This window comes from Pseudomonas sp. BAY1663, assembly GCF_000582595.1.
Taxonomy (GTDB): domain Bacteria; phylum Pseudomonadota; class Gammaproteobacteria; order Pseudomonadales; family Pseudomonadaceae; genus Stutzerimonas; species Stutzerimonas stutzeri_AF.
Genome location: NZ_AZSV01000005.1, coordinates 1 through 25,582, shown reverse-complemented (window position 1 = coordinate 25,582; position 25,582 = coordinate 1). Strand labels below are relative to the sequence as shown.

At 63.9% G+C, this 25,582-nt stretch carries 21 protein-coding genes and 4 pseudogenes; 15 read left to right on the top strand and 10 right to left on the bottom strand.

The annotated features are described in order from the left end of the window. Positions 1-137: 137 nt before the first annotated feature. Positions 138-1,445: a peptidylprolyl isomerase gene (locus BAY1663_RS02775; protein ID WP_037037891.1), complete on the bottom strand. Its 1,308-nt coding sequence runs from the start codon at positions 1,443-1,445 to the stop codon at positions 138-140. Continuing rightward, positions 1,426-4,202 (bottom strand): annotated as a pseudogene (locus BAY1663_RS02770) (LPS-assembly protein LptD). Before BAY1663_RS02770 ends, BAY1663_RS02775 begins: the two are co-directional and overlap by 20 nt. Before the next feature lie 127 nt (positions 4,203-4,329). On the opposite strand from BAY1663_RS02770, the pseudogene BAY1663_RS02765 reads away from it, so the two are divergent. The 3 genes and pseudogenes from BAY1663_RS02765 (at position 4,330) to BAY1663_RS02755 (ending at position 6,783) form a co-directional block, all read left to right on the top strand. Beyond that, positions 4,330-5,348, top strand: a pseudogene (locus BAY1663_RS02765) (aminoglycoside phosphotransferase family protein). Next, a pseudogene (gene murU / locus BAY1663_RS02760) lies at positions 5,345-6,015 on the top strand (N-acetylmuramate alpha-1-phosphate uridylyltransferase MurU). The pseudogenes BAY1663_RS02765 and murU overlap by 4 nt, the downstream one beginning before the upstream one ends. Further along, complete coding sequence (locus BAY1663_RS02755; protein ID WP_037037808.1) at positions 6,016-6,783, top strand: DnaJ domain-containing protein; 768 nt, start codon at positions 6,016-6,018, stop codon at positions 6,781-6,783. 8 nt (positions 6,784-6,791) lie between these two features. On the opposite strand, the gene BAY1663_RS02750 is transcribed toward BAY1663_RS02755, so the two are convergent. Continuing rightward, a complete protein-coding gene (locus BAY1663_RS02750; RefSeq protein WP_037037807.1) occupies positions 6,792-7,793 on the bottom strand; it encodes an alpha/beta hydrolase family protein in 1,002 nt (333 codons plus the stop codon). Positions 7,794-7,917: 124 nt separating this feature from the next. On the opposite strand from BAY1663_RS02750, the gene rpe reads away from it, so the two are divergent. From rpe to trpC, 6 genes are all read left to right on the top strand, one after another. After that, positions 7,918-8,592 carry a ribulose-phosphate 3-epimerase gene (gene rpe / locus BAY1663_RS02745; RefSeq protein ID WP_037037805.1) on the top strand — a complete coding sequence of 225 codons (675 nt, stop codon included), beginning with the start codon at positions 7,918-7,920 and terminating at the stop codon, positions 8,590-8,592. Beyond that, a complete protein-coding gene (locus BAY1663_RS02740; protein ID WP_037037803.1) occupies positions 8,589-9,290 on the top strand; it encodes a phosphoglycolate phosphatase in 702 nt (233 codons plus the stop codon). The genes rpe and BAY1663_RS02740 overlap by 4 nt, the downstream gene beginning before the upstream one ends. Before the next feature lie 180 nt (positions 9,291-9,470). Then, a complete protein-coding gene (trpE, locus tag BAY1663_RS02735) occupies positions 9,471-10,955 on the top strand; it encodes an anthranilate synthase component I (RefSeq protein ID WP_037037801.1) in 1,485 nt (494 codons plus the stop codon). Between the two features lie 2 nt (positions 10,956-10,957). After that, positions 10,958-11,551 (top strand): aminodeoxychorismate/anthranilate synthase component II, encoded by a 594-nt coding sequence (locus tag BAY1663_RS02730; protein ID WP_037037799.1) that lies wholly within the window; start codon positions 10,958-10,960, stop codon positions 11,549-11,551. Continuing rightward, the gene (gene trpD / locus BAY1663_RS02725) at positions 11,551-12,597 is read left to right on the top strand and encodes an anthranilate phosphoribosyltransferase (protein ID WP_037037797.1); all 1,047 of its coding nucleotides are present in this window, start codon (positions 11,551-11,553) and stop codon (positions 12,595-12,597) included. The genes BAY1663_RS02730 and trpD overlap by 1 nt, the downstream gene beginning before the upstream one ends. Beyond that, positions 12,594-13,430: an indole-3-glycerol phosphate synthase TrpC gene (trpC, locus tag BAY1663_RS02720; protein ID WP_037037795.1), complete on the top strand. Its 837-nt coding sequence runs from the start codon at positions 12,594-12,596 to the stop codon at positions 13,428-13,430. Before trpD ends, trpC begins: the two co-directional genes overlap by 4 nt. Positions 13,431-13,476: 46 nt before the next feature. Here trpC and crp read toward each other — a convergent pair whose 3' ends face one another. Continuing rightward, positions 13,477-14,121 carry a cAMP-activated global transcriptional regulator CRP gene (gene crp, locus BAY1663_RS02715; protein ID WP_037037793.1) on the bottom strand — a complete coding sequence of 215 codons (645 nt, stop codon included), beginning with the start codon at positions 14,119-14,121 and terminating at the stop codon, positions 13,477-13,479. Between the two features lie 221 nt (positions 14,122-14,342). On the opposite strand from crp, the gene BAY1663_RS02710 reads away from it, so the two are divergent. Next, positions 14,343-14,765 (top strand): OsmC family protein, encoded by a 423-nt coding sequence (locus BAY1663_RS02710; RefSeq protein ID WP_037037791.1) that lies wholly within the window; start codon positions 14,343-14,345, stop codon positions 14,763-14,765. Between the two features lie 245 nt (positions 14,766-15,010). Beyond that, positions 15,011-15,811, top strand: a complete 801-nt coding sequence (speD, locus tag BAY1663_RS02705) for an adenosylmethionine decarboxylase (RefSeq protein WP_037037890.1) — start codon at positions 15,011-15,013, stop codon at positions 15,809-15,811. Between the two features lie 57 nt (positions 15,812-15,868). On the opposite strand, the gene coq7 is transcribed toward speD, so the two are convergent. Both coq7 and BAY1663_RS02695 read right to left on the bottom strand, forming a co-directional pair. Continuing rightward, positions 15,869-16,516, bottom strand: a complete 648-nt coding sequence (coq7, locus tag BAY1663_RS02700) for a 2-polyprenyl-3-methyl-6-methoxy-1,4-benzoquinone monooxygenase (protein WP_037037789.1) — start codon at positions 16,514-16,516, stop codon at positions 15,869-15,871. Positions 16,517-16,567: 51 nt separating this feature from the next. Further along, a complete protein-coding gene (locus BAY1663_RS02695) occupies positions 16,568-16,909 on the bottom strand; it encodes a histidine triad nucleotide-binding protein (protein WP_037037787.1) in 342 nt (113 codons plus the stop codon). Between the two features lie 71 nt (positions 16,910-16,980). Between BAY1663_RS02695 and BAY1663_RS02690 the strand changes: the two are divergent. Next, positions 16,981-18,458: pseudogene (locus BAY1663_RS02690) on the top strand (AAA family ATPase). A gap of 18 nt (positions 18,459-18,476) precedes the next feature. On the opposite strand, the gene BAY1663_RS02685 reads toward BAY1663_RS02690, so the two are convergent. Beyond that, on the bottom strand, positions 18,477-19,433 hold the full coding sequence (locus BAY1663_RS02685) for a DUF805 domain-containing protein (protein WP_037037785.1): 957 nt from the start codon (positions 19,431-19,433) through the stop codon (positions 18,477-18,479). A gap of 139 nt (positions 19,434-19,572) precedes the next feature. Continuing rightward, positions 19,573-20,001 (bottom strand): protoporphyrinogen oxidase HemJ, encoded by a 429-nt coding sequence (hemJ, locus tag BAY1663_RS02680; RefSeq protein WP_037037784.1) that lies wholly within the window; start codon positions 19,999-20,001, stop codon positions 19,573-19,575. A 129-nt stretch (positions 20,002-20,130) separates the two neighbouring features. Here hemJ and argC point away from each other — a divergent pair, with 129 nt between their 5' ends. Together argC and erpA are read left to right on the top strand one after the other, a co-directional pair. Continuing rightward, entirely contained in the window at positions 20,131-21,165 is a 1,035-nt protein-coding gene (gene argC / locus BAY1663_RS02675) for an N-acetyl-gamma-glutamyl-phosphate reductase (RefSeq protein ID WP_037037782.1), read from the top strand. Between the two features lie 144 nt (positions 21,166-21,309). Further along, positions 21,310-21,660 carry an iron-sulfur cluster insertion protein ErpA gene (erpA, locus tag BAY1663_RS02670; protein WP_037037781.1) on the top strand — a complete coding sequence of 117 codons (351 nt, stop codon included), beginning with the start codon at positions 21,310-21,312 and terminating at the stop codon, positions 21,658-21,660. A gap of 50 nt (positions 21,661-21,710) precedes the next feature. On the opposite strand, the gene BAY1663_RS02665 is transcribed toward erpA, so the two are convergent. Further along, positions 21,711-22,802: an anhydro-N-acetylmuramic acid kinase gene (locus BAY1663_RS02665; protein ID WP_037037780.1), complete on the bottom strand. Its 1,092-nt coding sequence runs from the start codon at positions 22,800-22,802 to the stop codon at positions 21,711-21,713. Between the two features lie 2 nt (positions 22,803-22,804). After that, positions 22,805-24,217 (bottom strand): peptidoglycan DD-metalloendopeptidase family protein, encoded by a 1,413-nt coding sequence (locus BAY1663_RS02660; protein WP_128576050.1) that lies wholly within the window; start codon positions 24,215-24,217, stop codon positions 22,805-22,807. Positions 24,218-24,387: 170 nt separating this feature from the next. On the opposite strand from BAY1663_RS02660, the gene tyrS reads away from it, so the two are divergent. Further along, positions 24,388-25,582, top strand: a 1,195-nt coding sequence (gene tyrS / locus BAY1663_RS02655; protein WP_037037779.1) for a tyrosine--tRNA ligase, incomplete at its 3' end; no start/stop codon positions are given.

The following is a 25,582-nucleotide window of genomic DNA, read 5'->3' as shown; positions in this document are numbered from 1 at the left end:
AAACGGGGTGGCGACCCTTCGGCCATCACCCCGCATCCTGGCGTGCAGCTTCGTAGGGTGGATCGCGCTTCATCGATCCACCGAGCGGAGTTGCGGTGGATGTAAAAAGCGACATCCACCCTACGCTTTTCTCCAGCTTAAAGCTTTATTTCCACATAGGCTTCGTCGCGGATCTGACGCAGCCAGGCCTGCAGTTCTTCGTCGTACTTGCGGTTGCGCAGCAGGGTCAGGGCCTGTTGCTCGCGGAACTCCTCGCTGGCATCGGTGGCGCGGCGACCGAGGACTTCGAGGATATGCCAGCCGTAGGGCGACTTGAATGCCTGGGACAGCTCGCCGCTGGCGGTATTGGCCATGACCTCGCGGAATTCGGGCACCAGCGAGGCGGGATCGATCCAGTTCAGGTCGCCGCCATTGAGGGCCGAGCCCGGGTCCTCGGAAAAGCTTTTCGCCAGCTGGGCGAAGTCTTCGCCGGCGCCGATGCGGTCGTGCAGGCGCTGCACCAGCAGGCGGGCTTCGTCGTCGCTGCGAATGGCGCTCGGCTTGATCAGGATATGGCGGACATGCACTTCGTCGCGCACCTGGGTTTCGCCGCCGCGCTTGTCCAGCAGCTTGAGCAGGATGAAGCCCGGTGGCGTGCGTACCGGCTGGGTCACTTCGCCGACAGTCAGTTCGCGGACCTGGCTGTCGAAAGGCGGTGGCAGCTGGGCAGCCTTGCGCCAGCCCATGTCGCCGCCCTCCAGGGCATTCTCGCTGGCCGAACGGGAGACCGCGAGGCGGGCGAAGTCGGCGCCCTGCTGCAGTTGCTGGTAGGTGTCCATGGCGGTGCGTTCGGCGGCCTGGATGGTCGCCGAGTCGGCGGCTTCCGGCACGGCGATGAGGATGTTGGCCAGGTGGTATTCCTCGGACAGCTGCAGCTTGCCGAGGTCGGAGGCGAGGAAGTTCTGCACCTCCTGGTTGGAGACCTGGACGCGTTCGGCGATCCGGCGCTGGCGCACGCGGCTGATGATCATCTCGCGGCGGATCTGCTCGCGGGCGGTTTCCAGGCTCAGGCCGTCGCGGGTCAGGGCGTCGCGAAACTGCTCCGGGGTCATGTTGTTGCGCTGGGCGATGGTGCCCATGGCCTGGTTGAGCTCTTCGTCGGAAATGCGAATGCCGGAGCGCTCACCGATCTGCAACTGCAGGTTCTCGGTGATCAGGCGCTCCAGCACCTGCTGCTGCAGCACGTCCATCGGCGGTGCGTCGGCGCCGCGCTTGTCGATGGTCTGCTGCACTTCGCGTATCCGCTGTTCCAGCTGGCTCTGCATGATGACGTCGTTGTCGACGATGGCCACCACGCGGTCCAGCGGCTGGACCTGGGCAAGGGCCGCGGGCGCGAGGGCCGCACCGCCCAGCAGCAGGGCGCCGAGCGCGAGCGGGCGGAGTACTTCAGAAAGCTTGATCTTCACGTTCACGGTAACCTTGGATGCCTTCGTCGAGGAAAGTTTCGGTCGCATTGCCGACTACGCCGCCGAGTCCCTTGAGGACGATCTGCAGGAAGATGCCGCGATCCGGCTCATCATTGCGGTCGGGGTTGAGACTGGTCTCGTCGTAGTCGATCCAGTAGCGGTTGATCAGGCGCAGTTTCCAGCAGCAGCTGTCGTACTCGAAACCGCCGAAGGCTTCCAGGGTACGGCTGCGGCTGTAGTCATGCTGCCAGCGGGCGATGACGCTCCATTGCGGGACGATCGGCCAGATGACGGAGAAGTCGTGCTGGTTGATCTTGTAGTAGTCCTTGATGCAGTTGGCCGGGTCGGTTTCGCAGTTGCCGTAGTCCCCGCCGTAGGTCCACTCGCCGGTCGCCTGGTCGAACCGCATGGTGTCGTTGCGGTAGCGATAGCCGACGTTGACGATCTTGCCCGGGTTGTCGGCCGGCTGGTAGTGCCACATGGCGCTGCCGGAGCGGGTGCTGTGGCTGTCCGGGTCCCAGTTGAAGGTCGAGGTGAAGCGCCAGTCGCGGTTGTAGCGGTACATGTACTCCAGCGCATAGGGCGAAACCGACGAGGTTGCGCTGGAGCGGGTGCGGTAGTCGATGCCGCGCAGCTGCACCTTCCGATCTTCGAAGTAAAACGCCTGGCCGATGCTGAAGCGCTGGCGCTCGAAACCGTTGGCCTCGACCCAGCGGTTGGTCACGCCGAGGGAGATCTGGTTGGCGTCGCCGATGCGGTCCTTGCCGGAGAAGCGGTTTTCGCGCCACAGCGAGGAGTAGCTGAAGCTGCTTTCGCCGGTGTCGAAGACCGGGATGTCGTCCTGGTCCTCCTCCGGCACATAGAGATAGAACAGGCGCGGCTCGAGGGTCTGGCGATAGTCCTTGCCGAACCATTGGGTGTCGCGGTCGAAGTACAGGCCGCTGTCGACACTCAGGATCGGCACGCTGCGGTCGGGTGTGTCGTTAAAGTTCGCTCCAACGCCGCCAACACCAAACTTACCCTTGTTGTCGAGCGTCACGTCGTACTTGGTATATGCGTATTTCAGCGAAGGCTTGATGAAGCCCCACGACCAGTTCAGGGGTAAGCTAACTCCGGGCTCTAAGTGAAGGCGTTCGCCTTCCGCGCGGTTAAGACCTCTTAGGTTCTCGTCGTACCAAGTTTCTTCGCCCCCATCCTCATTGATGAAGTTGCCGCTGCGCAGGCTGCGCTGGAAGCTGACGAACTCGGTCTTGTAAGCGAAGTTCAGGCCGCCCGGCTGGAAAGGCAGGCGCCCGTCCAGGGTCAGCTGGGGCAGGCGCTCGTAAGGCGTGATGTCGGCCACTGTGGCGCGCTCGTAGGCATGCATGTTCAGGCGCGCGGTGTAGGTGTTGCCGCGGTACGTGAGCGTGCCGCGCTGATCGAGATGATCGGGCTGGTTGATGTTGAGGTTGGTATCCAGATCCTGGAAGTAGTAGGGATCGCTGATATCGGTGTAGTCCACCTCGGCGAGCCAGCGCGAATCCAGACCGGTACGGTTCTGCCAGCTGTACATCCAGCGCTGGTCCTCGTACTCGGACTGCAGTTTGCGGTCGTCGTTGCTGTCGTCCAGGTAGGCCGCGCCGAACTGGCCTTCGCTGCTGCGCGTGAGGTAGCGGAACTGGCCTTCCATCAGCAGCCCGCGGTCGGTCATCAGGTGCGGGTACAGGATGGCGTCGAAGTTCGGTGCCAGGTTGAAGTAGTAGGGCGTCTGCAGCGAGACGCCGTTGTCGCTCGACGAGCCGATGCTCGGCGCGAGAAAGCCCGACTGGCGCCGGTCGTCGATGGGGAAGTGGATATAGGGCGTGTAGAACACCGGAATATCCTTGACCCGCAGCGTGACGTTGGTGGCCGAACCGAAGCCGGTGGCGGGGTTCAGCGTGACGTTGTTGCCCTTCAGGTGCCAGCTGTTCTCGCCCGGCTCGCAGCTGGTGTAGGTACCGTCCTTGAGGCGGATGATCGCGGTCTCTTCGCGCTTGGCATATTGCGCGCTGCCGCGAACCTTGCCGGAGTGCACCACGTACTCGACGTTCTCGACCTTGGCCTCGCCACTGTCGAGGAAGATTTCCGCGCGGTCGCCGACCATCAGTGCGTTGCGATCGCGAAAGCGCACGTTGCCGCTCAGCTCGCCGCGATTCTCCAGCTGGTACAGATTGCCTTCGTCGGCCTCGGCCTGGATGCTGCCCTGGCGCAGGACCACGTCGCCAGCAGGGTGGCGATTTCCTGTTCCTGCTCGTAGCGCGTGGCCTTGGCCGAGACATAGGTCGGCGCTTCGCTCATCGGGGTATCGTCGAATTTGCCGGGACGATCCGGCTCGACGTAGGTGCCGGCGCAGTAGGGGCCGGTTTCGGCGAGCTGGGCGGGCGTCAGCTGGTCGCGCGGGACCCAATCGAGATGGCTGTAATCGGCGCTGCGCGAGGCCAGGGCGCGGCCCTTGCTCTCGGTAACCAGGCGGGTGGTGGCGGTCGGCGCATCGGCCTTGGCGGTCGCGGGCGTGGCTGCGCTTGGCGTGCTGACGGCGCTGCCGCTGTGTACCGGGCGCGGCGGCAGGTCGGGCCTGGCGGCATTGGATGCGCAGTTCCAGCTGCCCGACGCGTCGGGCTGGCAGGCGAACTGTTCGGCCGCAACGACAAAAGGCACGGCTACCGGTTGCAATGCAAGCAGACCGCCAGTAACCAGTAGGGGGAATTTTCTACGAAACGCGGGGTATTTGACTGCCATCTTGTTCTTTGGTCCGTGCTTGCGGCGAGCCATCGTCCGGCTGGGCCGCACGCCTCTCGATGGGCTGAGAAAGATGCAGGATAATAAAGCATGACCCGCCTATCGGCTAGCGCCGTGGAGACCCTGGATGCCGCATCAAGATCAACGCCTGCTGGACGTCAGCGCCTGGCTGGAACAACTACTGCCCGAGATTTTCGCCCGTTGCGGCTGGGGTGAAGTGCCGGCTGCGCAACTGACCGCTGCCAGCAGCGATGCCAGTTTTCGTCGTTACTTCCGCTGGCAAGGCGGTGCACGCAGCCTGATCGTCATGGATGCGCCGCTGCCGCAGGAAGACTGCCGGCCCTTCGTCAAGGTCGCGCAGATGCTGCTGCCGCCGGGGTGCATGTGCCGCAGGTGCTGGCCGCCGATCTGGAGCGCGGCTTCCTGCTGCTGACCGATCTGGGCCGGCAGACCTACCTCGAGGTGATCGACCGGGACAATGCCGAGCGGCTGTTCGGCGATGCCATCGAGGCGCTGCTGAAGTTCCAGACGCAGCCGCTTACCCAGGCCATGCCCGTCTATGACGAGGCGCTGCTGCGCCGCGAGCTGCAGCTGTTTCCCGAGTGGTACGTGCAGCGCCATCTCGGCTGCGAGTTCAGCGAGGCGCAGCAGGCGGCCTGGGAGCGTGTCTGCCGGTTGCTGATCGATTCGGCGCTGGCGCAGCCGCAGGTGCTGGTGCATCGCGACTACATGCCGCGCAACCTGATGCTCAGCGAGCCCAATCCCGGCGTGCTGGATTTCCAGGATGCGGTGCTCGGGCCGGTCAGCTACGACATCACCTCGCTGTTCAAGGATGCCTTCCTCTCCTGGCCGGAAGAGCAGGTGCGGGGCTGGCTGGAGGGCTACTGGCACAAGGCGCGAGCCGCTGGCGTACCGTTGCCGGAATCGCTCGAGGAGTTCCTGCGGGCCAGCGACCTGATGGGCCTGCAGCGGCACCTGAAGGTGATCGGCATCTTCGCGCGGATCTGCCATCGCGACGGCAAGCCGCGCTATCTGGCCGATGTGCCGCGCTTCTTCGCCTATATCCGCGCGGTGCTGGCGCGGCGTCCGGAGCTGGTCGAGCTGCAGCATCTGCTGGATGAACTGCCGCGGGAGCCGCGCCCATGAAGGCCATGATCCTCGCCGCGGGCCGGGGCGAGCGGTTGCGGCCGTTGACCCTGCATACGCCCAAGCCGCTGGTGCGCGCCGGCGGCGTGCCGCTGATCGAGTATCACGTCCGAGCCTGGCCGCGGCGGGGTTCGAGGAGCTGGTGATCAATCATGCCTGGCTCGGGCAGCAGATCGAGGACTACCTCGGCGACGGCGGGCGCTTCGGCGTACGCATTCGCTATTCGGCCGAGGGCGAGCCGCTGGAAACCGGCGGCGGTATCCAGCAGGCGCTGGGGCTGCTCGGCGGCGAGCCTTTCCTGGTGGTGAACGGCGACATCTGGACCGACTACGACTTCGCGCGGCTATGCCGCCCGCTGGCGGGGTTGGCGCACCTGGTGCTGGTCGACAACCCCCAGCACAACCCGGAGGGGGATTTCCATCTCGTCGGCGGCGCCGTCACGCAGATCGACGGGGGCGGGGAGGGCCTGACCTATAGCGGCATGGCGGTGCTGCATCCCGAGCTTTTCCTCGGTTGCCCGGCCGGCGCGTTCAAGCTGGCGCCGCTGTTGCGTAGCGCGATGGTGGCGGGGCGGGTGAGTGGCGAGCACTACGCGGGAACCTGGGTGGATGTCGGTACCCACGAGCGCCTGGCCGAGGTCGAGCGGATTCTGGAGGCGCGACGCTGAATGTTCTGGCCCATCACGCTGTTGGGTGTCCTGATCGGCTGGCTCCTGGCGAGCATTCCCGGCGCCTTGCTCGGCGGATTGCTGGGGCAGGTGCTGGATCGCCGGTTGGGACTCGATTCCTGGGCCAGCCTGCGCGAACGCCTGGCGGGCAAGCCTGCGCTGCAGGGCAGCGAGTTGTTGTTCTTCCTGCTGGGGCGACTGGCCAAGAGCGGTGGCCGGGTCAGCCCGGTGCACATCCAGGCGGCGCGGGCCGAGATGCAGCGGCAGGGCTTCGACGGGCCGGCGCAACGCGCGGCCATCGAGGCGTTCAACCGCGGCAAGGCCAGTGGCGACGGGCTGCGTGCACCGCTGCAGCGGCTGCGCGGGCGCCGGGAGGAAAGTCGGCGCATCCTCCAGGCCTGCTGGAGCATGGCACGTGCCGAAGGACGCATGGGCTCGCGCGAGCATGAGCTGGTGCTGCTCTGGGGCAAGTGGATGGGCTGGGAAGCGGCAGAGGTAGCCGCGCTCGACCTGGGCGCGACTCGCCGGCAGGAGGCGCCAGCCGGCCGGGGCGGCGCCTACGAGCAGGCGCTGCAACTGCTGGGCGTTCGCCGGGACACCGACCCGCAACTGATCAAGCGCGCCTACCGGCGCCTGCTGAGCAAGCACCATCCGGATAAGCAGGCGGGCGCGGGAGCGAGCGCGGCCCAGGTCCGCGAGGCCACCGAGCGCACCCGCGAACTGCACAGCGCCTATGCGTTGATTCGCGAGCGCAGAGGCTTTCGCTGAGCGATTGCTCAGGGATGTCTCGTCAGCCAGCCGCGGATGCGCCGGTAGAGCTGTTCCTGTTCGCTGGCGCGGTCAGCCGGCAACACTTGCAGGGCGACCTGGCTGTAGTCCGGATGACGTAGCCGGCGGCTCGTGTTGAGCCGTTCTCGGGCGGCTGCGCGAGTGGCGTCGCGATCCTCGAAATAGAAGTCGCCGGTGGCCAGTCGGAGTTCGCCGAGCAAGCGCTCCAGCGAGGGCTCCTGATCCGCCGGCGTGCGAACCTGCACCAGCAGCAGGTGCCGGACATCCGCCGGCGCCTGCTGCTGAAGATAGCGGGCCGCCCAGTAGGCGCCGCTGCCGTGCCCCAGCAGGACGATGGTCGCGGCGTTCTGCTGGCGGGCGAAGGCCAGCGCGCTGTCGATACGTGCACGGATCCGCTCGGCCTGGCTGGGTGCGGCTGTTGCCGGTTCGGGCTCGGCAGCCGGCTCGCTTTCTTCGTCGAGCGGGGGCGCTGTTTCGGCCGGCAGATAGCCGGCTTCGCTCGGCGGGTCGTCCGGGCGATTTTTCGTTGCGTCGTCTGCTTCGCTATCCGCTGGTGGCGCGGATTCGGGCGCCGCTTCGGCTGCGCTCGTGCGACTGAACAGCGGCTCGTCGGCATCCGGCAGGCTCAGGCTGAGGGTGTGCCAGCCGGCATCCGGCAGGCGCCGGCGCAGCGGGCCGATGGCGCTCGGCCAGTCGGCATTCTCGCCGGTGTCAGGCAGCAGGATCACCAGGCCCTTGGGCTGGCCGTCGTTGGCGGGCAGGTGGAGCGCGACGAAACGTTCGTCGCCGGCCTGCAGCCGCACCGCCTGTTGTGGCAGCAGGCGCGCCAGCTCTTCGGCTTCCAGGGTGCTGCGCTCGGCCAGTGCCGGACGCAGGGCAACGGGCGCGGCGGGTGGTGTCTCGGGCTCGGTCGGCGTTGCGTTCTCTTCGGCCCAGGTGCCGAGTGGCACGAGCAGCGCCAGCGCGCCAACCAGCATCTTCAACGTCATCGATGGACTCCTTGGCAGATCGCCAGCCTAGCCGCCGCCGGCGTATCTGGCCAGACGTCGCCCCGCCCCGGGCCGGGCTCGGTTACACTAGCCGGCTCGTGTTTTACGCCGCCAGAGGTGCGTCATGCAGCCGTTCGCCATCGCCCCGTCCATCCTCTCCGCCGACTTCGCCCGCCTGGGCGAAGAGGTCGACAAGGTCCTCGCCGCCGGCGCGGATATCGTCCACTTCGACGTGATGGACAACCACTACGTGCCCAACCTGACCATCGGCCCGATGGTCTGCGCGGCACTGCGCAAGTACGGCATCGGCGCGCCGATCGACGTGCACCTGATGGTCAAGCCGGTGGACCGCATCATCGGCGACTTTCTCGAGGCCGGCGCCAGCTACATCACCTTCCATCCCGAGGCCTCCGAGCACATCGATCGCTCGCTGCAGCTGATCCGCGACGGCGGCGCCAAGGCCGGCCTGGTGTTCAACCCGGCGACGCCGCTGGACGTTCTGAAGTACGTCATGGACAAGGTCGACATGGTGCTGCTGATGAGCGTCAACCCGGGCTTCGGCGGGCAGAAATTCATTCCCGGCACCCTCGCCAAGCTGCGCGAGGCGCGCGCGCTGATCGACGCCAGCGGTCGCGACATCCGCCTGGAGATCGACGGTGGGGTGAACGCCGGGAACATCGGCGAGATCGCCGCGGCTGGCGCCGATACCTTCGTCGCTGGCTCGGCGATCTTCGGCCAGCCCGACTACAAGACGGTGATCGACAGCATGCGCAGCGAGCTGGCCCGGGTACGTCCATGACGGCGCTGGAGCGGCTGTTCGAGGGCGCTCTGCCGCGCCTGGTGATGTTCGACCTGGACGGCACGCTGATGGATTCCGTGCCGGACCTGGCCGCCGCCGTGGACAGCATGCTGCTGCAACTGGGGCGCGCGCCGGCCGGGATCGAGCGCGTGCGCGACTGGGTCGGCAACGGCTCGCGGGTCCTGGTACGCCGCGCCTTGGCCGGGCAGTACGAGCACGCCGGCGTCGACGAGGGCGAGACCGAGTTGGCGTTGGCGCTGTTCATGCAGGCCTACGCCGGCGGCCATGCCCTCACCCGCGTCTATCCGGGCGTGCGCGAATGCCTGGACTGGCTCGCTGCGCGGCAGGTGGGCCTGGCGGTGATTACCAACAAGCCGGCGCAGTTCGTCGCCCCGCTGCTCGTGGAAAAGGACCTGGGTGGCTATTTTGGCTGGCTGGTCGGGGGCGATACGCTGCCCCAGCAGAAGCCCGATCCGGCGGCGCTGTTCTGGGTGATGGACAAGGCCGGGGCCAGCGCGGCCGCGTCGTTGTTCATCGGCGACTCGCGCAACGACGTGCAGGCCGCGCACGCGGCCGGGGTGCGTTGTGTCGCGGTCAGCTATGGCTACAACCACGGCCGGCCGATCGCCGAGGAGGCGCCGGAACTGGTGCTGGATGACCTGCGTCTGCTGGTTGCTTCGGATTCGGGGCTGCGCTAGTGTGACCGGACTCTTTTTGCCCCGCCGAAGAGATCAGCTCGTGGTGATTACCCGCAAACAATGGATGAAAGTCATCAAGGCCCTGGCCCGCTGGCGCTGGCGCGCCTGACTTTTTCCTGCCGGCGCCGCCGGTACGTTTGCCCTTTTTTGTTCGTCCCCTCCTCAGACCACGAGGCTGACATGACCCGCGAAGAATTCCTGCGCCTGGCCGCTGAAGGCCATAACCGCATCCCGCTGTCGTTCGAAACGCTGGCCGATTTCGATACGCCGCTGTCGCTCTACCTGAAGCTGGCCGATGCGCCCAACACCTATCTGCTGGAGTCCGTGCAGGGCGGCGAGAAGTGGGGGCGCTACTCGATCATCGGCCTGCCGTGCCGCACCGTGCTGCGGGTGCATGACCACCAGGTGCGCGTCACGGTGGATGGCGTCGAGACGGAACGCTGCGAAGCCGACGATCCGCTGGCTTTCGTCGAGGCCTTCAAGCAGCGCTACCGCGTCGCCCCGGTGGCCGGGCTGCCGCGCTTCAACGGCGGGTTGGTGGGCTATTTCGGCTACGACAGCGTGCGCTACGTCGAGCGCAAGCTGGCCCACTGCCCCAATCCCGATCCGCTGGGCACGCCGGACATCCTGCTGATGGTCTCCGATGCGCTGGTGGTGTTCGACAACCTGGCCGGCAAGCTGCATTGCATCGTGCTGGTCGATCCCGCGGCGGAGAATGCCTACGAAGAAGGCCAGGCCTACCTGCGTCAGCTGCGCCAGCGCCTGCGGCAATCCATCACGCCGCGCCTGGGGCTGGATTTCGAGGCCGGGCCGGGGGCCGAGCCGGCCTTCCGTTCCAGTTTCAGCCATGCGGATTTCGAGCAGGCGGTGCGCCGTATCAAGGACTACATCCTCGCCGGCGACTGCATGCAGGTGGTTATCTCGCAGCGCATGTCCATCCCGTTCCGCGCGGCACCCATCGACCTCTACCGGGCGCTGCGCTGCTTCAACCCGACGCCCTACATGTACTTCTTCAATTTCGGCGATTTCCACGTAGTGGGCTCGTCGCCGGAGGTGCTGGTGCGGGTCGAGGACGGCCTGGTCACCGTACGGCCGATCGCCGGCACTCGCCCGCGTGGCGCCAGCGAAGAGGCCGACCTGGCGCTGGAGCAGGACCTGCTGTCGGACACCAAGGAACTGGCCGAACACCTGATGCTGATCGACCTGGGGCGCAACGACGTCGGCCGCGTGGCCGAGACCGGCTCGGTCAAGGTCACCGAGAAGATGGTCATCGAGCGCTATTCGAACGTCATGCATATCGTCTCCAACGTCACCGGCCAGTTGAAGGCGCCGCTGTCGGCCATGGATGCGCTGCGTGCGATCCTGCCGGCGGGCACCCTGTCCGGCGCACCGAAGATCCGCGCCATGGAGATCATCGACGAGCTGGAGCCGGTCAAGCGCGGCGTCTACGGCGGCGCCGTGGGTTACCTGGCCTGGAACGGCAACATGGACACCGCCATTGCCATCCGCACCGCGGTGATCAAGGACGGCGAGCTGCACGTGCAGGCCGGCGCCGGCATCGTCGCCGACTCGCAGCCGGCGCTCGAATGGGAAGAAACGCTGAACAAACGCCGCGCCATGTTTCGCGCGGTGGCCCTCGCCGAGCGCGACGAGCAGGAGAACTGATCATGCTGCTGATGCTGGATAACTACGATTCCTTCACCTACAACGTGGTGCAGTACCTCGGCGAGTTGGGCGCGGACGTCAAGGTGGTGCGTAACGACGAGCTCAGCGTGGCCGAGATCGAGGCGCTGCAGCCGGAGCGCATCGTGGTGTCGCCGGGCCCCTGCACGCCGAACGAGGCGGGCGTGTCGCTGGAGCTGATCCGCCATTTCGCCGGCAAGCTGCCGATCCTCGGCGTCTGCCTGGGCCACCAGAGCATCGGCCAGGCCTTCGGCGGCGATGTGGTGCGCGCGCGCCAGGTGATGCACGGCAAGACCAGTCCCGTGTTCCACCACGATCAGGGTGTGTTCGCCGGGCTGAACAATCCACTCACCGTCACCCGCTACCACTCGCTGGTGGTCAAGCGCGAAACCCTGCCCGACTGCCTGGAGATCACCGCCTGGACCCGTCTGGAAGATGGCTCGGTCGACGAGATCATGGGCCTGCGGCACAAGACGCTGAATGTCGAGGGCGTGCAGTTCCACCCCGAATCGATCCTCACCGAGCAGGGCCACGAGCTGTTCGCCAATTTTCTGAAGCAGACCGGAGGTGTGCGCTGATGGATATCAAGGAGGCCCTCAACCGCATCGTCGCCCAGCTGGACCTGACGACCGAAGAGATGCAGGCGGTCATGCGCCAGATCATGACCGGGCAGTGCACCGACGCCCAGGTCGGCGCCTTCCTCATGGGCATGCGCATGAAGAGCGAGACCATCGACGAGATTGTCGGTGCCGTGCAGGTGATGCGCGAGCTGGCCGAGCCGGTGCCGTTCGACACCGACAAGCTGGTCGACACCTGCGGGACCGGCGGCGACGGGATGAACATCTTCAATGTTTCCACCGCCGCGTCGTTCGTGGTGGCGGCGGCCGGCGGCAAGGTGGCCAAGCACGGCAACCGGGCGGTTTCCGGCAAGAGCGGTAGCGCCGACCTGCTCGAGGCGGCCGGAGTCTATCTGGCGCTGACGCCGCCGCAGGTGGCGCGCAGCGTCGATACCGTCGGGGTCGGCTTCATGTTCGCGCCGGCTCATCATGGCGCAATGAAGTTCGCCGCCGGGCCACGGCGCGAGCTGGGCCTGCGTACCCTGTTCAACATTCTCGGGCCGATGGCCAACCCGGCCGGGGTCAAGCATCAGGTGCTCGGCGTGTTCAGCAAGGCGCTGTGCCGGCCGATGGCCGAAGTGCTGGCGCGGCTGGGCAGCAAGCATGTGCTGGTGGTGCACGCGCAGGATGGGCTGGACGAGATCAGCCTGGCGGCGCCGACGTTCGTGGCGGAATTGAAAGACGGCGAAATCCGCGAATACAGCATTCAGCCGGAGGACTTCGGCATCAAGAGCCAGAGCCTGATCGGGCTCAACGTGGAGGATGCGCAGGGCTCGCTGGCGCTGATCCGCGATGCGCTGGGGCGGCGGCAGACCGAGAATGGCCAGAAGGCCGCCGAGATGATCGTGCTCAATGCCGGCGCCGCACTGTATGCCGCCGACGTGGCGGTGAGCCTCAAGCAAGGGGTCGAAATGGCGCATGACGCCCTGTGTACCGGCCTCGCCCGGGACAAGCTGGAAGAGCTGGTGTCATTCACCGCCGTGTTCAAGCAGGAGAGCCAGCAATGAGCGTGCCGACCGTGTTGGAGAAGATCATCGCGCGCAAGCGCGAGGAAGTAGCCGAGCGCCGCAGCCATGTCGGCCTGGCGGAGCTGGAGCAGCGCGCGGCCGTCGCCGACCCGCTGCGCGGCTTTGCCAAAGCGCTCGAGCAGCGCGTGCGCAGCAAGGAGGCGGCGGTGATCGCCGAGGTGAAGAAGGCTTCGCCGAGCAAGGGTGTGATCCGCGATCCCTTCCATCCGGCCGAGATCGCTGCCAGCTACGAGGCCGGCGGCGCCACCTGCCTGTCGGTGCTGACCGATATCGACTTCTTCCAGGGCGCCGACGCCTACCTGCAGCAGGCCCGGGCGGCCTGCTCGTTGCCGGTGATCCGCAAGGATTTCATGATCGACCCCTACCAGGTGGTCGAGGCGCGGGCGTTGGGCGCCGACTGCATCCTGCTGATCGTCGCCGCGCTGGACGATGCGCGTATGCACGAACTCGCCGCTGTGGCCAAGGAGCAGGGGCTGGACGTGCTGGTCGAGGTTCACGACGGTGACGAGCTGGAGCGGGCGCTGAGCCTGGATACGCCGCTGGTGGGCATCAACAATCGCAACCTGCATACCTTCGAGGTCAGCCTGGAAACCACTCTGGACCTGCTGCCGCGAATTCCGCAGGACCGCCTGGTGATAACCGAGAGCGGCATCCTCAATCGTGCCGATGTCGAGCTGATGGAGATCAACCAGGTCTACGCATTCCTGGTCGGTGAAGCCTTCATGCGTGCCGAGCAGCCAGGGGTGGAGTTGCAGCGGCTGTTCTTCCCCGAGCGCGCGCGCAGCCGCACCGTGGCGGCCGATCCGGAGTGACGGGGCCGCCGCTGCCTGCGCCTGCAGGCAGCGGTAGTCGGGGCGTTCAGCGTGTGCCGAACACCACCATGGTCTTGCCCTTGACGTAGACCAGGCCCTGGGACTCCAGGCTCTTGAGCACGCGGCCGACCATCTCGCGGGAGCAGCCGACGATGCGGCCGATCTCCTGGCGGGTGATCTTGATCTGCATGCCATCGGGATGGGTCATGGCATCCGGCTGCTTGCACAGGTCCAGCAACGTGCGGGCGACGCGGCCGGTGACATCGAGGAAGGCCAGGTCGCCGACCTTGCGCGTGGTGTTGCGCAGGCGCTCGGCCATCTGGCTGCCGAGGGCATAGAGGATGTCAGGGTCCTGTTGGGTCAGTTCGCGGAACTTCGCGTAGCTCAGCTCCGCGACTTCGCATTCGGTCTTGGCGCGCACCCAGGCGCTGCGTTCCTTTTCGGCGCCTTCCTTTTCGAAAAGTCCCATCTCCCCGAAGAAGTCGCCCGCGTTGAGGTAGGCGATGATCATTTCGCGCCCGTCATCGTCCTCGATGAGAATGGTGACCGAGCCTTTGACGATGAAGAACAAGGACTCGCAACGGTCGCCGGCATAGATGATCGTGCTTTTGGCGGTGTAGCGGCGCCTATGGCAATGCGCGAGCAACTTGTCGATGTTCTTTATCTTGGGCGTAAGTGTGATAGCTACCATGCTGTGGGTCCCGGATAAGTACTCAATTAAGGCTGATTCTTCTTATATGTCGCTTATGTCGCTGTCATTTAGCTGGCGTCAGCTTAACAGACGTAGGTAGACCGGCAACACGTTGCGACAATGGAAACGAGATGGTCAAGGGCACCTTTAGTCGCGTGTGCTGTCGTCGGCTATCCAGGCGCGCATGTTAAGCTATCGGCCCCGTTTTTATGGAGTTGGCGATGAAAGCGCGCATTCAATGGGTCGACGGCGCCATGTTCGTCGGCGAGTCGGGCAGCGGTCATGCGGTGGTGATGGATGGGCCACCTGAAAATGGTGGGCGCAACCTCGGCGTGCGGCCGATGGAAATGCTGCTCCTGGGGCTCGGCGGCTGCAGCAATTTCGATGTGGTGAGCATCCTGAAGAAGTCCCGCCAGGCGGTGGAAAGCTGTGAGGCTTTCGTTGAGGCGGAGCGCGCCAGCGAAGATCCCAAGGTGTTCACCCGGATTCACCTGCGCTTCGTGGTAAAAGGCCGCGGCCTGAAGGAGGCCCAGGTCAAGCGTGCGGTAGAACTGTCGGCGGAGAAGTACTGCTCGGCTTCGATCATGCTGGGCCGGGCCGGGGTCGAAATCACGCATGCGTACGAGATCGTCGAGCTCGGCTGACTCGCGTTCCCGCTCTTCTGCTTCGTGTGTCCGCGTTTACGTCCATAAGAGGTGGCGAACGCGGGTATCGACGCCACACGTTCTGCATAATGCGCGCCCCGATTTGCTCGGGTCGTTTCATTCAATCCGCAAAAACCATAAATCGCCGGTGCGAAGAGGTGTTTTCCGTCCTACGCAGGTGCCTCGGCATCTGACGGGCATGCTCATCACGCGGTAGTGCCGCAACAAGGGAGTGCTTCCCAATGGTGAAAAGCAAACTCAAGCTCCACGGGTTCAACAACCTGACCAAGACCTTGAGCTTCAACATTTATGACATCTGCTATGCCGAGACGCCTGAAGATCAACAGGCCTACGTGCAGTACATCGATGAAGAGTACGACGCCGAGCGGCTTACCCAGATTCTGACCGATGTTGTCGACATCATTGGTGCCAACATTCTGAACATTGCCCGCCAGGATTACGAGCCGCAAGGCGCCAGCGTGACGATCCTGATCTCCGAGCAGCCGGTGACGCCGACCGACAGCCAGATCGAGGAATCTCCGGGGCCGCTGCCGGAGACCATCCTGGCGCACCTCGACAAGAGCCATATCACGGTCCATACCTATCCGGAAATCCACCCGGTGGAGGGTATCGCCACCTTTCGCGTGGACATCGATGTGTCGACCTGCGGCGTGATTTCACCGTTGAAGGCACTCAACTATCTGATCCATCAGTTCGATTCGGATATCGTCACCGTGGATTACCGCGTGCGTGGCTTCACGCGCGATGTCGAGGGCAAGAAGCACTTCATCGATCATGCGATCAACTCGATCCAGAACTACCTTTCCGAAGACACCCGTTCGGCTTATCAGATGACCGACGTGAATGTGTATCAGGAGAATCTGTTCCACACCAAGATGCTGCTCAAGCACTTCGCGCTGGAGAACTACCTGTTCGGCGACGCGACCCGCAATCTTTCAGCGGAGCAGCGCAAGCAGGTCGAAGACCGCCTGCGCCACGAGATGCTGGAAATCTTCTACGCCCGCAACATGCCCGGGCAGGCGTAACGCGCCGTAAAGGAAAAAGGGCACTTCGGCGCCCTTTTTCCTTGGGTGCTGCTCGCCTCAGATCCGGTAGGTGGCCTTGGTCATCACCTTGGAAACCAGGCTCATGCCGAACTTGACCGGCGCCGGGAAGCGCAGGCCGCCAGCCTCCAGTGCGCTGGTGGCATGCTGTGCTTCGTCCTCGCGCATTTGCTGCAGGATCGCACGGGATTTCTCGTCGTTCGCCGGCAGCTGGCCCAGATGGTCGTCCAGATGCTTGCAGACCTGATCTTCGGTCGCGGCGACGAAGCCCAGGCTGATGCGGTCGCTGATCAGGCCTGCGGAAGCACCTATGCCGAACGATAGCCCGTAGAACAGGGGGTTGAGCACGCTGGTGTGGCTACCCAGTTGGCGGATCCGCTGCTCGCACCAGGCCAGGTGATCGACCTCCTCGTCGGCGGCCTGCTCCATGGCCTGGCGCACCTGCGGCAGCCGGGCGGTGAGGGCCTGGCCCTGGTACAGCGCCTGGGCACAGACCTCGCCGGTATGGTTGATGCGCATCAGGCCGGCGACATGGCGGGTTTCGCTGTCGTTGAGCTCGGCCTCGTTTTTCAGGACGGCGGGTGACGGCCGGGCCGGCTGCCCGCTGAACGGAAGCAGGGTTCGTAGCGCGGCATCGGCCTGCATCAGCAGGCGGTCGGCTGGGGAGTAATGGCGTTGGCTGGGCATATGTCCTCCGGGCAGGTCGGGAGCTGGCGAGTCGCGTCAACGGGCTCGCCATCAGCCTGGCGGCCAATGCATCTGGCGTTGACCGAGTACGTGCATGTGAATGTGGTAGACCGTCTGGCCGCCGAGGTCGTTGCAGTTCATCACCACCCGGAAGCCGTCCTGGCAGCCTTGCTCTTCGGCCAGGCGCTGGGCAGTGAAAAGAAGGTGCCCGGCCAGTATCTTGTCGTCGTCCTCGCTCAGGTCGTGCAGCGTGGCGATGTGCTTCTTCGGAATCACCAGAAAGTGTACGGGGGCCTGAGCGGCGATATCGTGGAAGGCGATAATCTGGTCGTCTTCGTAAAGCTTGCGCGCGGGAATGTCCCCGGCCACGATCTTGCAAAACAGACAGTCCATGGCGGTTCTCCGGGAGAGATCGGTCAGACAGTGTAACAGGGCGTCAGGGTGAGCCTGTACAGGGAGGTGGCGTGAAGAACGATATACATGATCTGGGCCTGGTCTTGGAGTCCCGGGTGAGGCTGGTGCTGGTCGAGTCGTGGGACGAGCAGCGAGTGCTGGAGACGCTGACCGGGCTTGCGGTCAGGCAGGGGCTCGGCTTCTACGTATGGTCCGTGACCGAGGGGCTGCGCCATCTGGCCTTCGGCGGCGAACTGCAGGGCGGCGAGCAAAGCTGCACCCCGGAAATCGCGCTCAAGCTGGTCAAGCACGACCCGGGGGCTAATCTCTATGTCTTCTGCGATTTGCACCCGTTTCTCGATGAGCCTCGGTTGGTCCGGCTGCTCAAGGAGATCGCCATGAGCGGAGCGCCGTCGGCGCCGACCGTGGTGCTGGTCTCCCATGCGCTCAAGCTGCCTGCGGAAGTGCAGCGGCATGCGGCGCGATTCAGCCTGTCGTTGCCAGCCGAGGAGGAACTGCTCGCCATCGTCCGTGACGAGGCGACCCGCTGGAGCGAGCGCAATCGCGGCGCGCGGGTGCGTACCGACAATCGAACCCTGCAGCAGGTGGTGAAGAATCTTCGCGGGCTGAGTCATGCGAGGCACGCGCCTTGGCGCGTAACGTGATCTGCGACGATGGAGCCATTACCCAGGAAGACCTTCCCGAGCTCAACCGCAGCAAGTTCCAGTTGCTGGATCTCGATGGCGTGCTTGGTTTCGAGTACGAAACGGCACGCTTCGCCGAGGTGGGTGGGCTGGCGCAATTCAAGCGCTGGCTGGCCGAGCGCCAGGGTGCCTTTCTGAGCGGGCAGGGTGATGATCTGCCGCGGGGGGTGATGCTGGTCGGGGTGCAGGGTGGGGGCAAGAGCCTGGCGGCCAAGGCTGTGGCGGGCCTGTGGGGGCTGCCGCTGCTACGGCTGGATTTCGCCTGCCTGTACAACAAGTACTTCGGCGAGACCGAGCGCAATCTGCGCGATGCGCTGAAACTGGCCGAGCAGATGGCGCCGTGCGTGCTGTGGATGGACGAGATCGAAAAGGGCCTGGCGACCGGCGACATGGATGGCGGGGTCAGTCAGCGAGTCCTGGGCACGCTGCTGACCTGGATGGCCGAACGTGCCGCGCCGGTGTTTCTGGTCGCCACCGCCAATGCGATCGAGCGTCTGCCGCCGGAGCTGCTGCGCAAGGGGCGTTTCGATGAGCTGTTCTTCGTCGACCTGCCGGACCTGGAAACCCGGGCGGAAATCTTCCGCATCCATCTCGCGCGCCGAGAATTGCGGGCCGAGGATTTCGGGCTGGCGGTGCTGGCCGAGGCCAGCGAAGGCTTCTCCGGCGCCGAGATCGAGCAGGTGGTGGTGAGTGCCGTCTACGCCGGGCAGGCCCGGCAGCGGCAGGTCGACCAGGCGATGCTGCTCGAGAGCATTCGGGCGACCTCGCCGCTCTCCGTGGTGATGGCTGAGGGCCTGGCCGCGCTCCGGCAGTGGGCCCATGGGCGCACGGTGCCGGCCGGTTAGGATAGCCCGGCCGGACGGCTAGAAGCCTGCGCCTTGGCGTAGGTGAACCAGTTCCGGTACGGTCAATGCCGCTACCAGGCCGCCGAGGACCGCGACCAGCCAGAGGGCTGCGAGGATCTTCACCGATCGGCTGTTGGGTGGCGGCGGTGAGCCGTAGCGATTGACTTGCCGATTGCCGGGCATCAGCAGCATGACGAGCGGAAAGAGGCTGCCTACGACTGGTACCAGATTCAGCAGGATCAGCCAGCCGGACCAGCCGAAGTCATGCAGGCGCTGCACGCCGATCTGCACGCTGACCACCAGCAGGCCGACGCCGATCAGGCCCATGCAGATCAGGCCGGCAGTGCTGGATATCGCCATGACGATCGCGGCAATGCCGAACAGGCCCATCGCCGCGGCCATGACTACCAATGACCAGCCCAGATAGCGCAGCCGGCCGATACGACCGGTGACGGAAAGAGGCCGGAGTTCGCCATAGGTGGGTAGCGCTTCGCCGATAGATGCCGACGGCGGTGCATAGGGTGAGGCCGGTGTGCTGAAGGCTTTGCTTGTCGCCGGGGCGTTGGCCGACAGCGCCTGGCGCGCCAGGTATTTCTCGATGATGATGCCGCAGGCCTGGCACTCGCTGGACTTGTCCTGGAGATGGCCGCACTTGGGGCATGTCATGCGTGCCATGGCCGATACGGCCGGCTGTGCAGCCTGCTCTTCTTCGGTTTGCACCAGGCTGAGTGGTACGCCGGGGTGTTCGGCTTCCTTGTATGCCTTGGCGCCGGCGCGCTGCAGAGCGCCGAGGTAGCGGTCGGCTTCAGCGCTGTTGAGTTTGCTCTTGAGGACCGCCGCCTGGCCGCCGAATAAGCGCTCGATCTTGCCGGCGTCGGTCTTGAACAGGTTCGCCAGATTGGCCTTCACGGTTTCCAGCGGCATCCCGGGGAGCAGTTCGCCATCGAAGACGATCTTGTAGTGAGCTTCTTGCATGCGGCATCCATGTCACAAGGAGTCGGAAGGCAAAGAGTAGAGGGCCTGGCCGGTCGAAACAAGAAGTGCCAGCCGGGCCTTCGAAGCGGGTAACGATTTCCTTGTCGACCCGCGGGAAAAAACGGCGTTGATCCGATTCTCAGAACGGTTTGACCACCACGAGGATCACGATCGCCAGCAGGAAAAGAACCGGAATCTCGTTGAACCAGCGGTAGAACACATGACTGCGGGTATTGTCGTCGCGGGCGAAGCGTTTGAGCTGGGCACCGCACATGTGGTGATAGCCGATCAGCAGGAGGACGAGGGCCAGCTTGGCATGCAGCCAGCCGCCGGTGCTGAACAGGCCAGGGTTGACCAGGATCATCCAGATGCCGAACACCAGCGTGGCGATCATCGACGGCAGCATGATGCCGCGATAAAGCTTGCGTTCCATGATCTTGAAGCGCTCCCGGCTGGGCTGGTCCTCGCTCATCGCGTGATAGACGAACAGGCGTGGCAGATAGAACAGGCCGGCGAACCAGCAGACGACGGCAATGATGTGCAGCGCTTTGAGCCAGAGGTAGAGCATCGATTGAATCCTTGGTCGGCAAATGCGTCGATAGTAGTGGCAGTCGAGGCGCAGGTCATCCTGGCGGTTGGCCCACGATCAAAGCGGCTTTATCATCGGCGTCTTTACGGGTTCAGTTGAGGGCAGGTCATGGTCAAGGTCGGTATCGTCGGCGGCACGGGCTACACCGGGGTCGAATTGCTGCGTCTGCTGGCCCAGCATCCCCAGGCCGAAGTGGCGGTGATCACCTCGCGTTCCGAGAACGGGGTGAAGGTCACCGACATGTACCCGAACCTGCGCGGTCACTATGACGATCTCGCCTTCAGCGTGCCTGACGTGGCCACGCTGGGCGGCTGCGACGTGGTCTTCTTCGCCACCCCGCATGGCGTCGCCCATGCGCTGGCCGGCGAACTGCTGGCTGCCAGCACGCGGGTGATCGACCTGTCTGCCGATTTTCGCCTGCAGGATGCCGAGGAGTGGGCGAAGTGGTATGGGCAGGCGCACGGTGCTCCCGAACTGCTTCCGGAGGCGGTCTACGGGTTGCCTGAAGTCAATCGCGAACAAATCCGCAAGGCTCGGCTGATCGCCGTTCCCGGTTGCTACCCCACGGCGACCCAGCTGGGGTTTCTGCCATTGCTGGAAAGCGGTCTGGCCGATGCTTCGCGGCTGATCGCCGACTGCAAATCGGGTGTCAGCGGCGCCGGGCGGGCGGCCAAGCTTGGCTCGCTGTTCACCGAGGCCGGCGAAAGCATGATGGCTTATGCGGTGAAGGGGCATCGGCACCTGCCGGAAATCAGCCAGGGACTGCGGCGTGCCGCCAAGGGTGAGGTGGGGCTGACCTTCGTCCCGCACCTGACGCCGATGATCCGTGGTATCCATGCCACCCTGTACGCCACGGTTACCGATACTTCCGTCGATTTGCAGCGCCTGTACGAGCAGCGCTATGCCAACGAGCCTTTCGTCGACGTGATGCCCGCTGGAAGCCATCCGGAGACGCGCAGCGTGCGGGGGGCCAACGTCTGCCGTATTGCGGTGCACCGCCCTCAAGGCGGGGAACTGGTCGTCGTGCTCTCGGTGATCGACAATCTGGTGAAAGGCGCGTCCGGCCAGGCCATCCAGAATATGAATATCCTGCTGGGGCTGGACGAGCGGCTGGGGCTTGGCAACGTGGCGCTGCTGCCCTGAGGGGGGCGCTTGTGTTTGCAGGCCGGGACGACCACTGCTTTGCTGAAGTGGTCGAGCCCTTATGGTGAATAGTTGACCAGTTTTGTCAGGAAAGCCGATAATGCATCGTCAAAGCAGTAGGGCGTTTCACGCCAGGAGAACCCAATGAGTGTCGAATCCTTCACGCCCACCGCCATCCAGTTCAGTCAGGGGGCTGCGAGCAAGGTGAAGAATCTGGTCGATGAGGAAGGCAACCCGCGTTTGAAGCTGCGCGTCTTCGTCACGGGTGGCGGTTGCTCGGGGTTCCAGTACGGCTTCACCTTCGATGAGGATGTGGCGGACGACGATACGGTCATCGAGCGAGAGGGGGTGAGCCTGGTCGTCGATCCCATGAGCTACCAGTACCTGGCGGGTGCCGAGGTTGATTACCAGGAGGGCCTGGAGGGTTCTCGTTTCGTCATCAAGAATCCGAATGCGACAACGACCTGCGGTTGCGGACAGTCGTTTTCCATCTAACGCCCGTCAATTCGCATGCGCCGTGCCTTGCACGGCGTTTTTTTTAGAGGTCAGGCAGGGTAGATGGCCCCGAGGATTCGGCTGCCGCGAGCGCCGGTAACGGCAGGGCGATTGGCTGGAATGCCTTCGAGGCAACAATGGGCGAGCCAGGCGAAAGCCATTGCCTCCACCCAGTCCGGAGGAACGCCGTGGCGGTCGGTGCTGCTGACTTCGCAGGACGGGAGCAAGGCCTGCAGGCGTCGCATCAATGCGCTGTTATGCGCGCCGCCGCCACACACCAGCAGTGCCTGGGTCTGCGGTTGAGCTTCGAGGAGTGCGTTGCTGATGGTTTTGGCCGTCAACTCCAGCAATGTCGCTTGCACATCCTCCGGGCGCAACCCGCTGTGACGGGCCAGATGAGCGTCGAGCCATGGCAGGTTGAATAGCTCGCGCCCCGTGCTCTTTGGTCCGCGTGTAGCGAAGAAGTCTTCGCCGAGCAGCGCCGCCAGTAAGTCCTGGTCGATCGTGCCGCTTGCCGCCCATTCTCCGTTCCGGTCAAACGGGAGATTCTTTTCGCGCTGGATCCAGGCGTCCATGAGCACGTTACCGGGGCCGCAGTCAAAGCCACGCGAGGGCGTACTGGGCGATAGAAGGCTGAGGTTGCTGAATCCGCCAATATTAAGGACCGCACGAACCTGTTGATGGCAGCCAAATGCGGATTCGTGAAAGGCGGGCACCAATGGCGCGCCTTGGCCTCCGGCGGCTACATCGCGGCGGCGAAAATCGCTGATGACGGTAATGCCGGTCAGTTCTGCCAATAGCGCCGGATTGCCGATCTGGATGGTGAATCCCCGGTGTGGCTCGTGTCGCACGGTCTGTCCGTGACTGCCAATGGCCCGCACCGCTTGAGGTGATAGCTGCTGTTCACTGAGCAGCCGCTGAATACTGTCGGCGGCCAGTTCGGCCCAGCGCTGCTCGGTGATGGCTGCACGAGCGAGTTCATCGTTTCCCGAGGAGCATAGCGCCAGCAGCTCGTGACGAAGCTGGGCAGGCATCGGCTGGAACAGTGTCGCCAGCAATCGGGTGCAGGGGCCTTGCTCGATGAGCGCGATGTCCAGGCCATCCAGGCTGGTGCCCGACATCACTCCCAGATAGAGCGCCATGTTTACTGCTGGCTGAGTGCAAGCATGGTGGCTTTTTCTTCATCCATGCGCGCCATCAAGGGCTGGCTCAGCTGAAGAAAGCGCTGCTTCTCGTTCTTGGCAATCGGGTCAGCCATAGGGAGCTTGAGTCCCAGGGGATCGACATGCACACCGTCGACCTGGAATTCGTAGTGCAGGTGTGGCCCGGTGGATAGCCCGGTAGTGCCGATATAACCGATGATCTGGCCCTGCTTTACTGCAGAACCATTGCGTACACCTTTCGCAAAACCCTGCATGTGTGCATAGAGGGTGCGGTAGCGCTGACCATGCTGGATGATCACGGTATTGCCGTAGCCGCCCTTGCGGCCCGCGAGCAGGACCTTGCCATCGCCAGCACTCTTGATCGGCGTTCCGCGGGGGGCTGCATAGTCGACGCCTTTGTGCGCGCGGATCTTGTTCAGGATCGGATGCTTGCGTCCGTTGGAAAAGCGTGAGCTGATCCTGGCGAAGTCTACCGGCGTCCGGATGAACGCCTTGCGCATGCTGGTACCGTCGGCATTGTAATAGCTGGTGGCGCCATCCTTGTTGGTGTAGCGAACGGCGGAATACGTCTTGCCGCGATTGGTGAATCGCGCTGCGAGAATGTTGCCGGTTCCGACGCGCCGGCCTTCGACGGTCTTCTCTTCATAAATGACTTCGAAGCTGTCGCCTCTGCGAATGTCCAGCGCGAAGTCGATGTCGTAACCGAAGACGTTGGCCAGGTCCATCGTCAGGTTATGGCTGAGGCCGGCGCGCTTCGCGGCGAGGAACAGGCTGCTGTCGATTTCGCCATGAGCATAGACAGGGGTGGTCTCCGGCTTGATCTGTTCCTTCTTGAATGCGTAGCCGTCTGTGGTCTTCTCGAGCTGCAGGCTTTCCAGGCTGTTGAGTTTACTGCGCAGGCTGGCCAGTTCTCCTTGGTCGGTAAGCTGGAACTCCAGGGTCTGGCCGATCTTCAGGTGAGAGAATTGCTTGGCATCCTTGCTGCTTGCCAGCACTGCATGGACTTCCGACGACGGGAGGCCCACCTTTGCAAATACCGTCGATAGCGTATCTCCATTGGCTACCACGACGGTCTTCGATAGAGCATCGATCTCGGCTTCCTTCGCCTCGGCAATGGCTTCTTCCGGAGTGCGTTGATCGTTGGTCTCGGCGTTGCTCCCGGTCGCGCCGGTGCGTGCGAAAGGGGAATCCTCGGAGGCGCTCGAATTGCTATCGGGTGCGCTGAAGATCTGTTCCGATGCCGACTCGAGCTTCAGGTCGATAAAGGTCTTCTTAGCTTCGACTTCGCGTGAGGGAAATACGAGGAGAGCCAGGCTCAGCAGCGCGGCTACACCACTGGCAGCCAGAAGATGGCTTTTGGGGTAGTTCGGAGCTTTTGATTTGGAGTGCATCATTAGGCTTCTGGCGTTTTGGCACGGAAATAACTGTCTAAAATATAAGCAAACCCTAGCGGAGGCAACCCTCGAAATGGCTCATCTGCCGGCCGGTTGCAGGCATGTGGTTTGTAAATGGCCGGCGATCTTGTAATGTTGTCGCCCTTAATATTTTCGGTACGGGACTTGCCATGAAGTCGGTTGAAGAGCAGTTGTCGGTGATCAAGCGGGGCGCTGATGAAGTGCTCGTCGAGTCCGAATTGATCGCCAAGCTGAAGCGGGGCCAGTCTTTGCGTGTCAAGGCGGGGTTCGATCCTACCGCTCCCGACCTTCATTTGGGCCATACCGTGCTCATCAACAAGATGCGCCAGCTTCAGGATCTGGGGCATCAGGTGATCTTCCTTATAGGGGATTTCACGGGGATGATTGGTGATCCAAGTGGCAAAAGTGCTACCAGGCCTCCCCTGACGCGTGACCAGGTACTCGAGAATGCCGAGACCTACAAGGCCCAGGTGTTCAAGATTCTCGATCCGGCAAAGACCGAGGTGGCGTTCAATTCGACCTGGATGGACAAGCTCACGCCGGCCGACTTCATCCGGCTCGCCTCGCAATACACCGTTGCGCGCATGCTCGAGCGCGATGATTTCAGCAAGCGCTACTCCAGTAACCAGCCGATCGCCATTCACGAGTTCCTTTATCCGCTGGTCCAAGGATATGACTCGGTGGCGCTCAAGGCCGATATCGAGCTTGGTGGCACCGATCAGAAGTTCAACCTGCTGATGGGGCGTGAGCTGCAGCGAGCGTACGGGCAGGAATCTCAGTGCGTGATTACGATGCCGCTTCTTGAAGGCCTTGATGGTGTCAAGAAGATGTCCAAGTCCCTCGGCAACTACGTCGGCATCCAGGAGGCGCCTGGTGTCATGTATAGCAAGCTGGTGTCGATACCCGATGCGCTGATGTGGCGCTACTTCGAGCTGCTCAGCTTCCGCTCCGTCGAGGAGATCAATGCATTTCGTGTTGACGTCGCACATGGTGCGAATCCGCGTGATATCAAGATCAAGCTGGCTGAAGAAATCGTTGCGCGCTTCCATGGCGAGGAGGCGGCGGCAGCTGCGCATCGCTCGGCTGGTAATCGAATGAAGGATGGCGAGCTGCCGGAAGATTTGCCGGAAGTCGAACTGGTGTCCGATCAGGACATGCCAATCGCATCCGTCCTTAATAAGGCGGGGCTCGTTAAAAATGCCGCCATGGCACGCGACCTGCTGGGGGCTGGGAGTGTGCGGGTGGATGGTCAGGTCGTCGATCGCGGCTTTGTATTCCGCTGCGGGGTGAGTCATGTCTGTCAAGCGGGCAAGAAGGCATTCGCGCGTATTTCCCTGAAGTTGG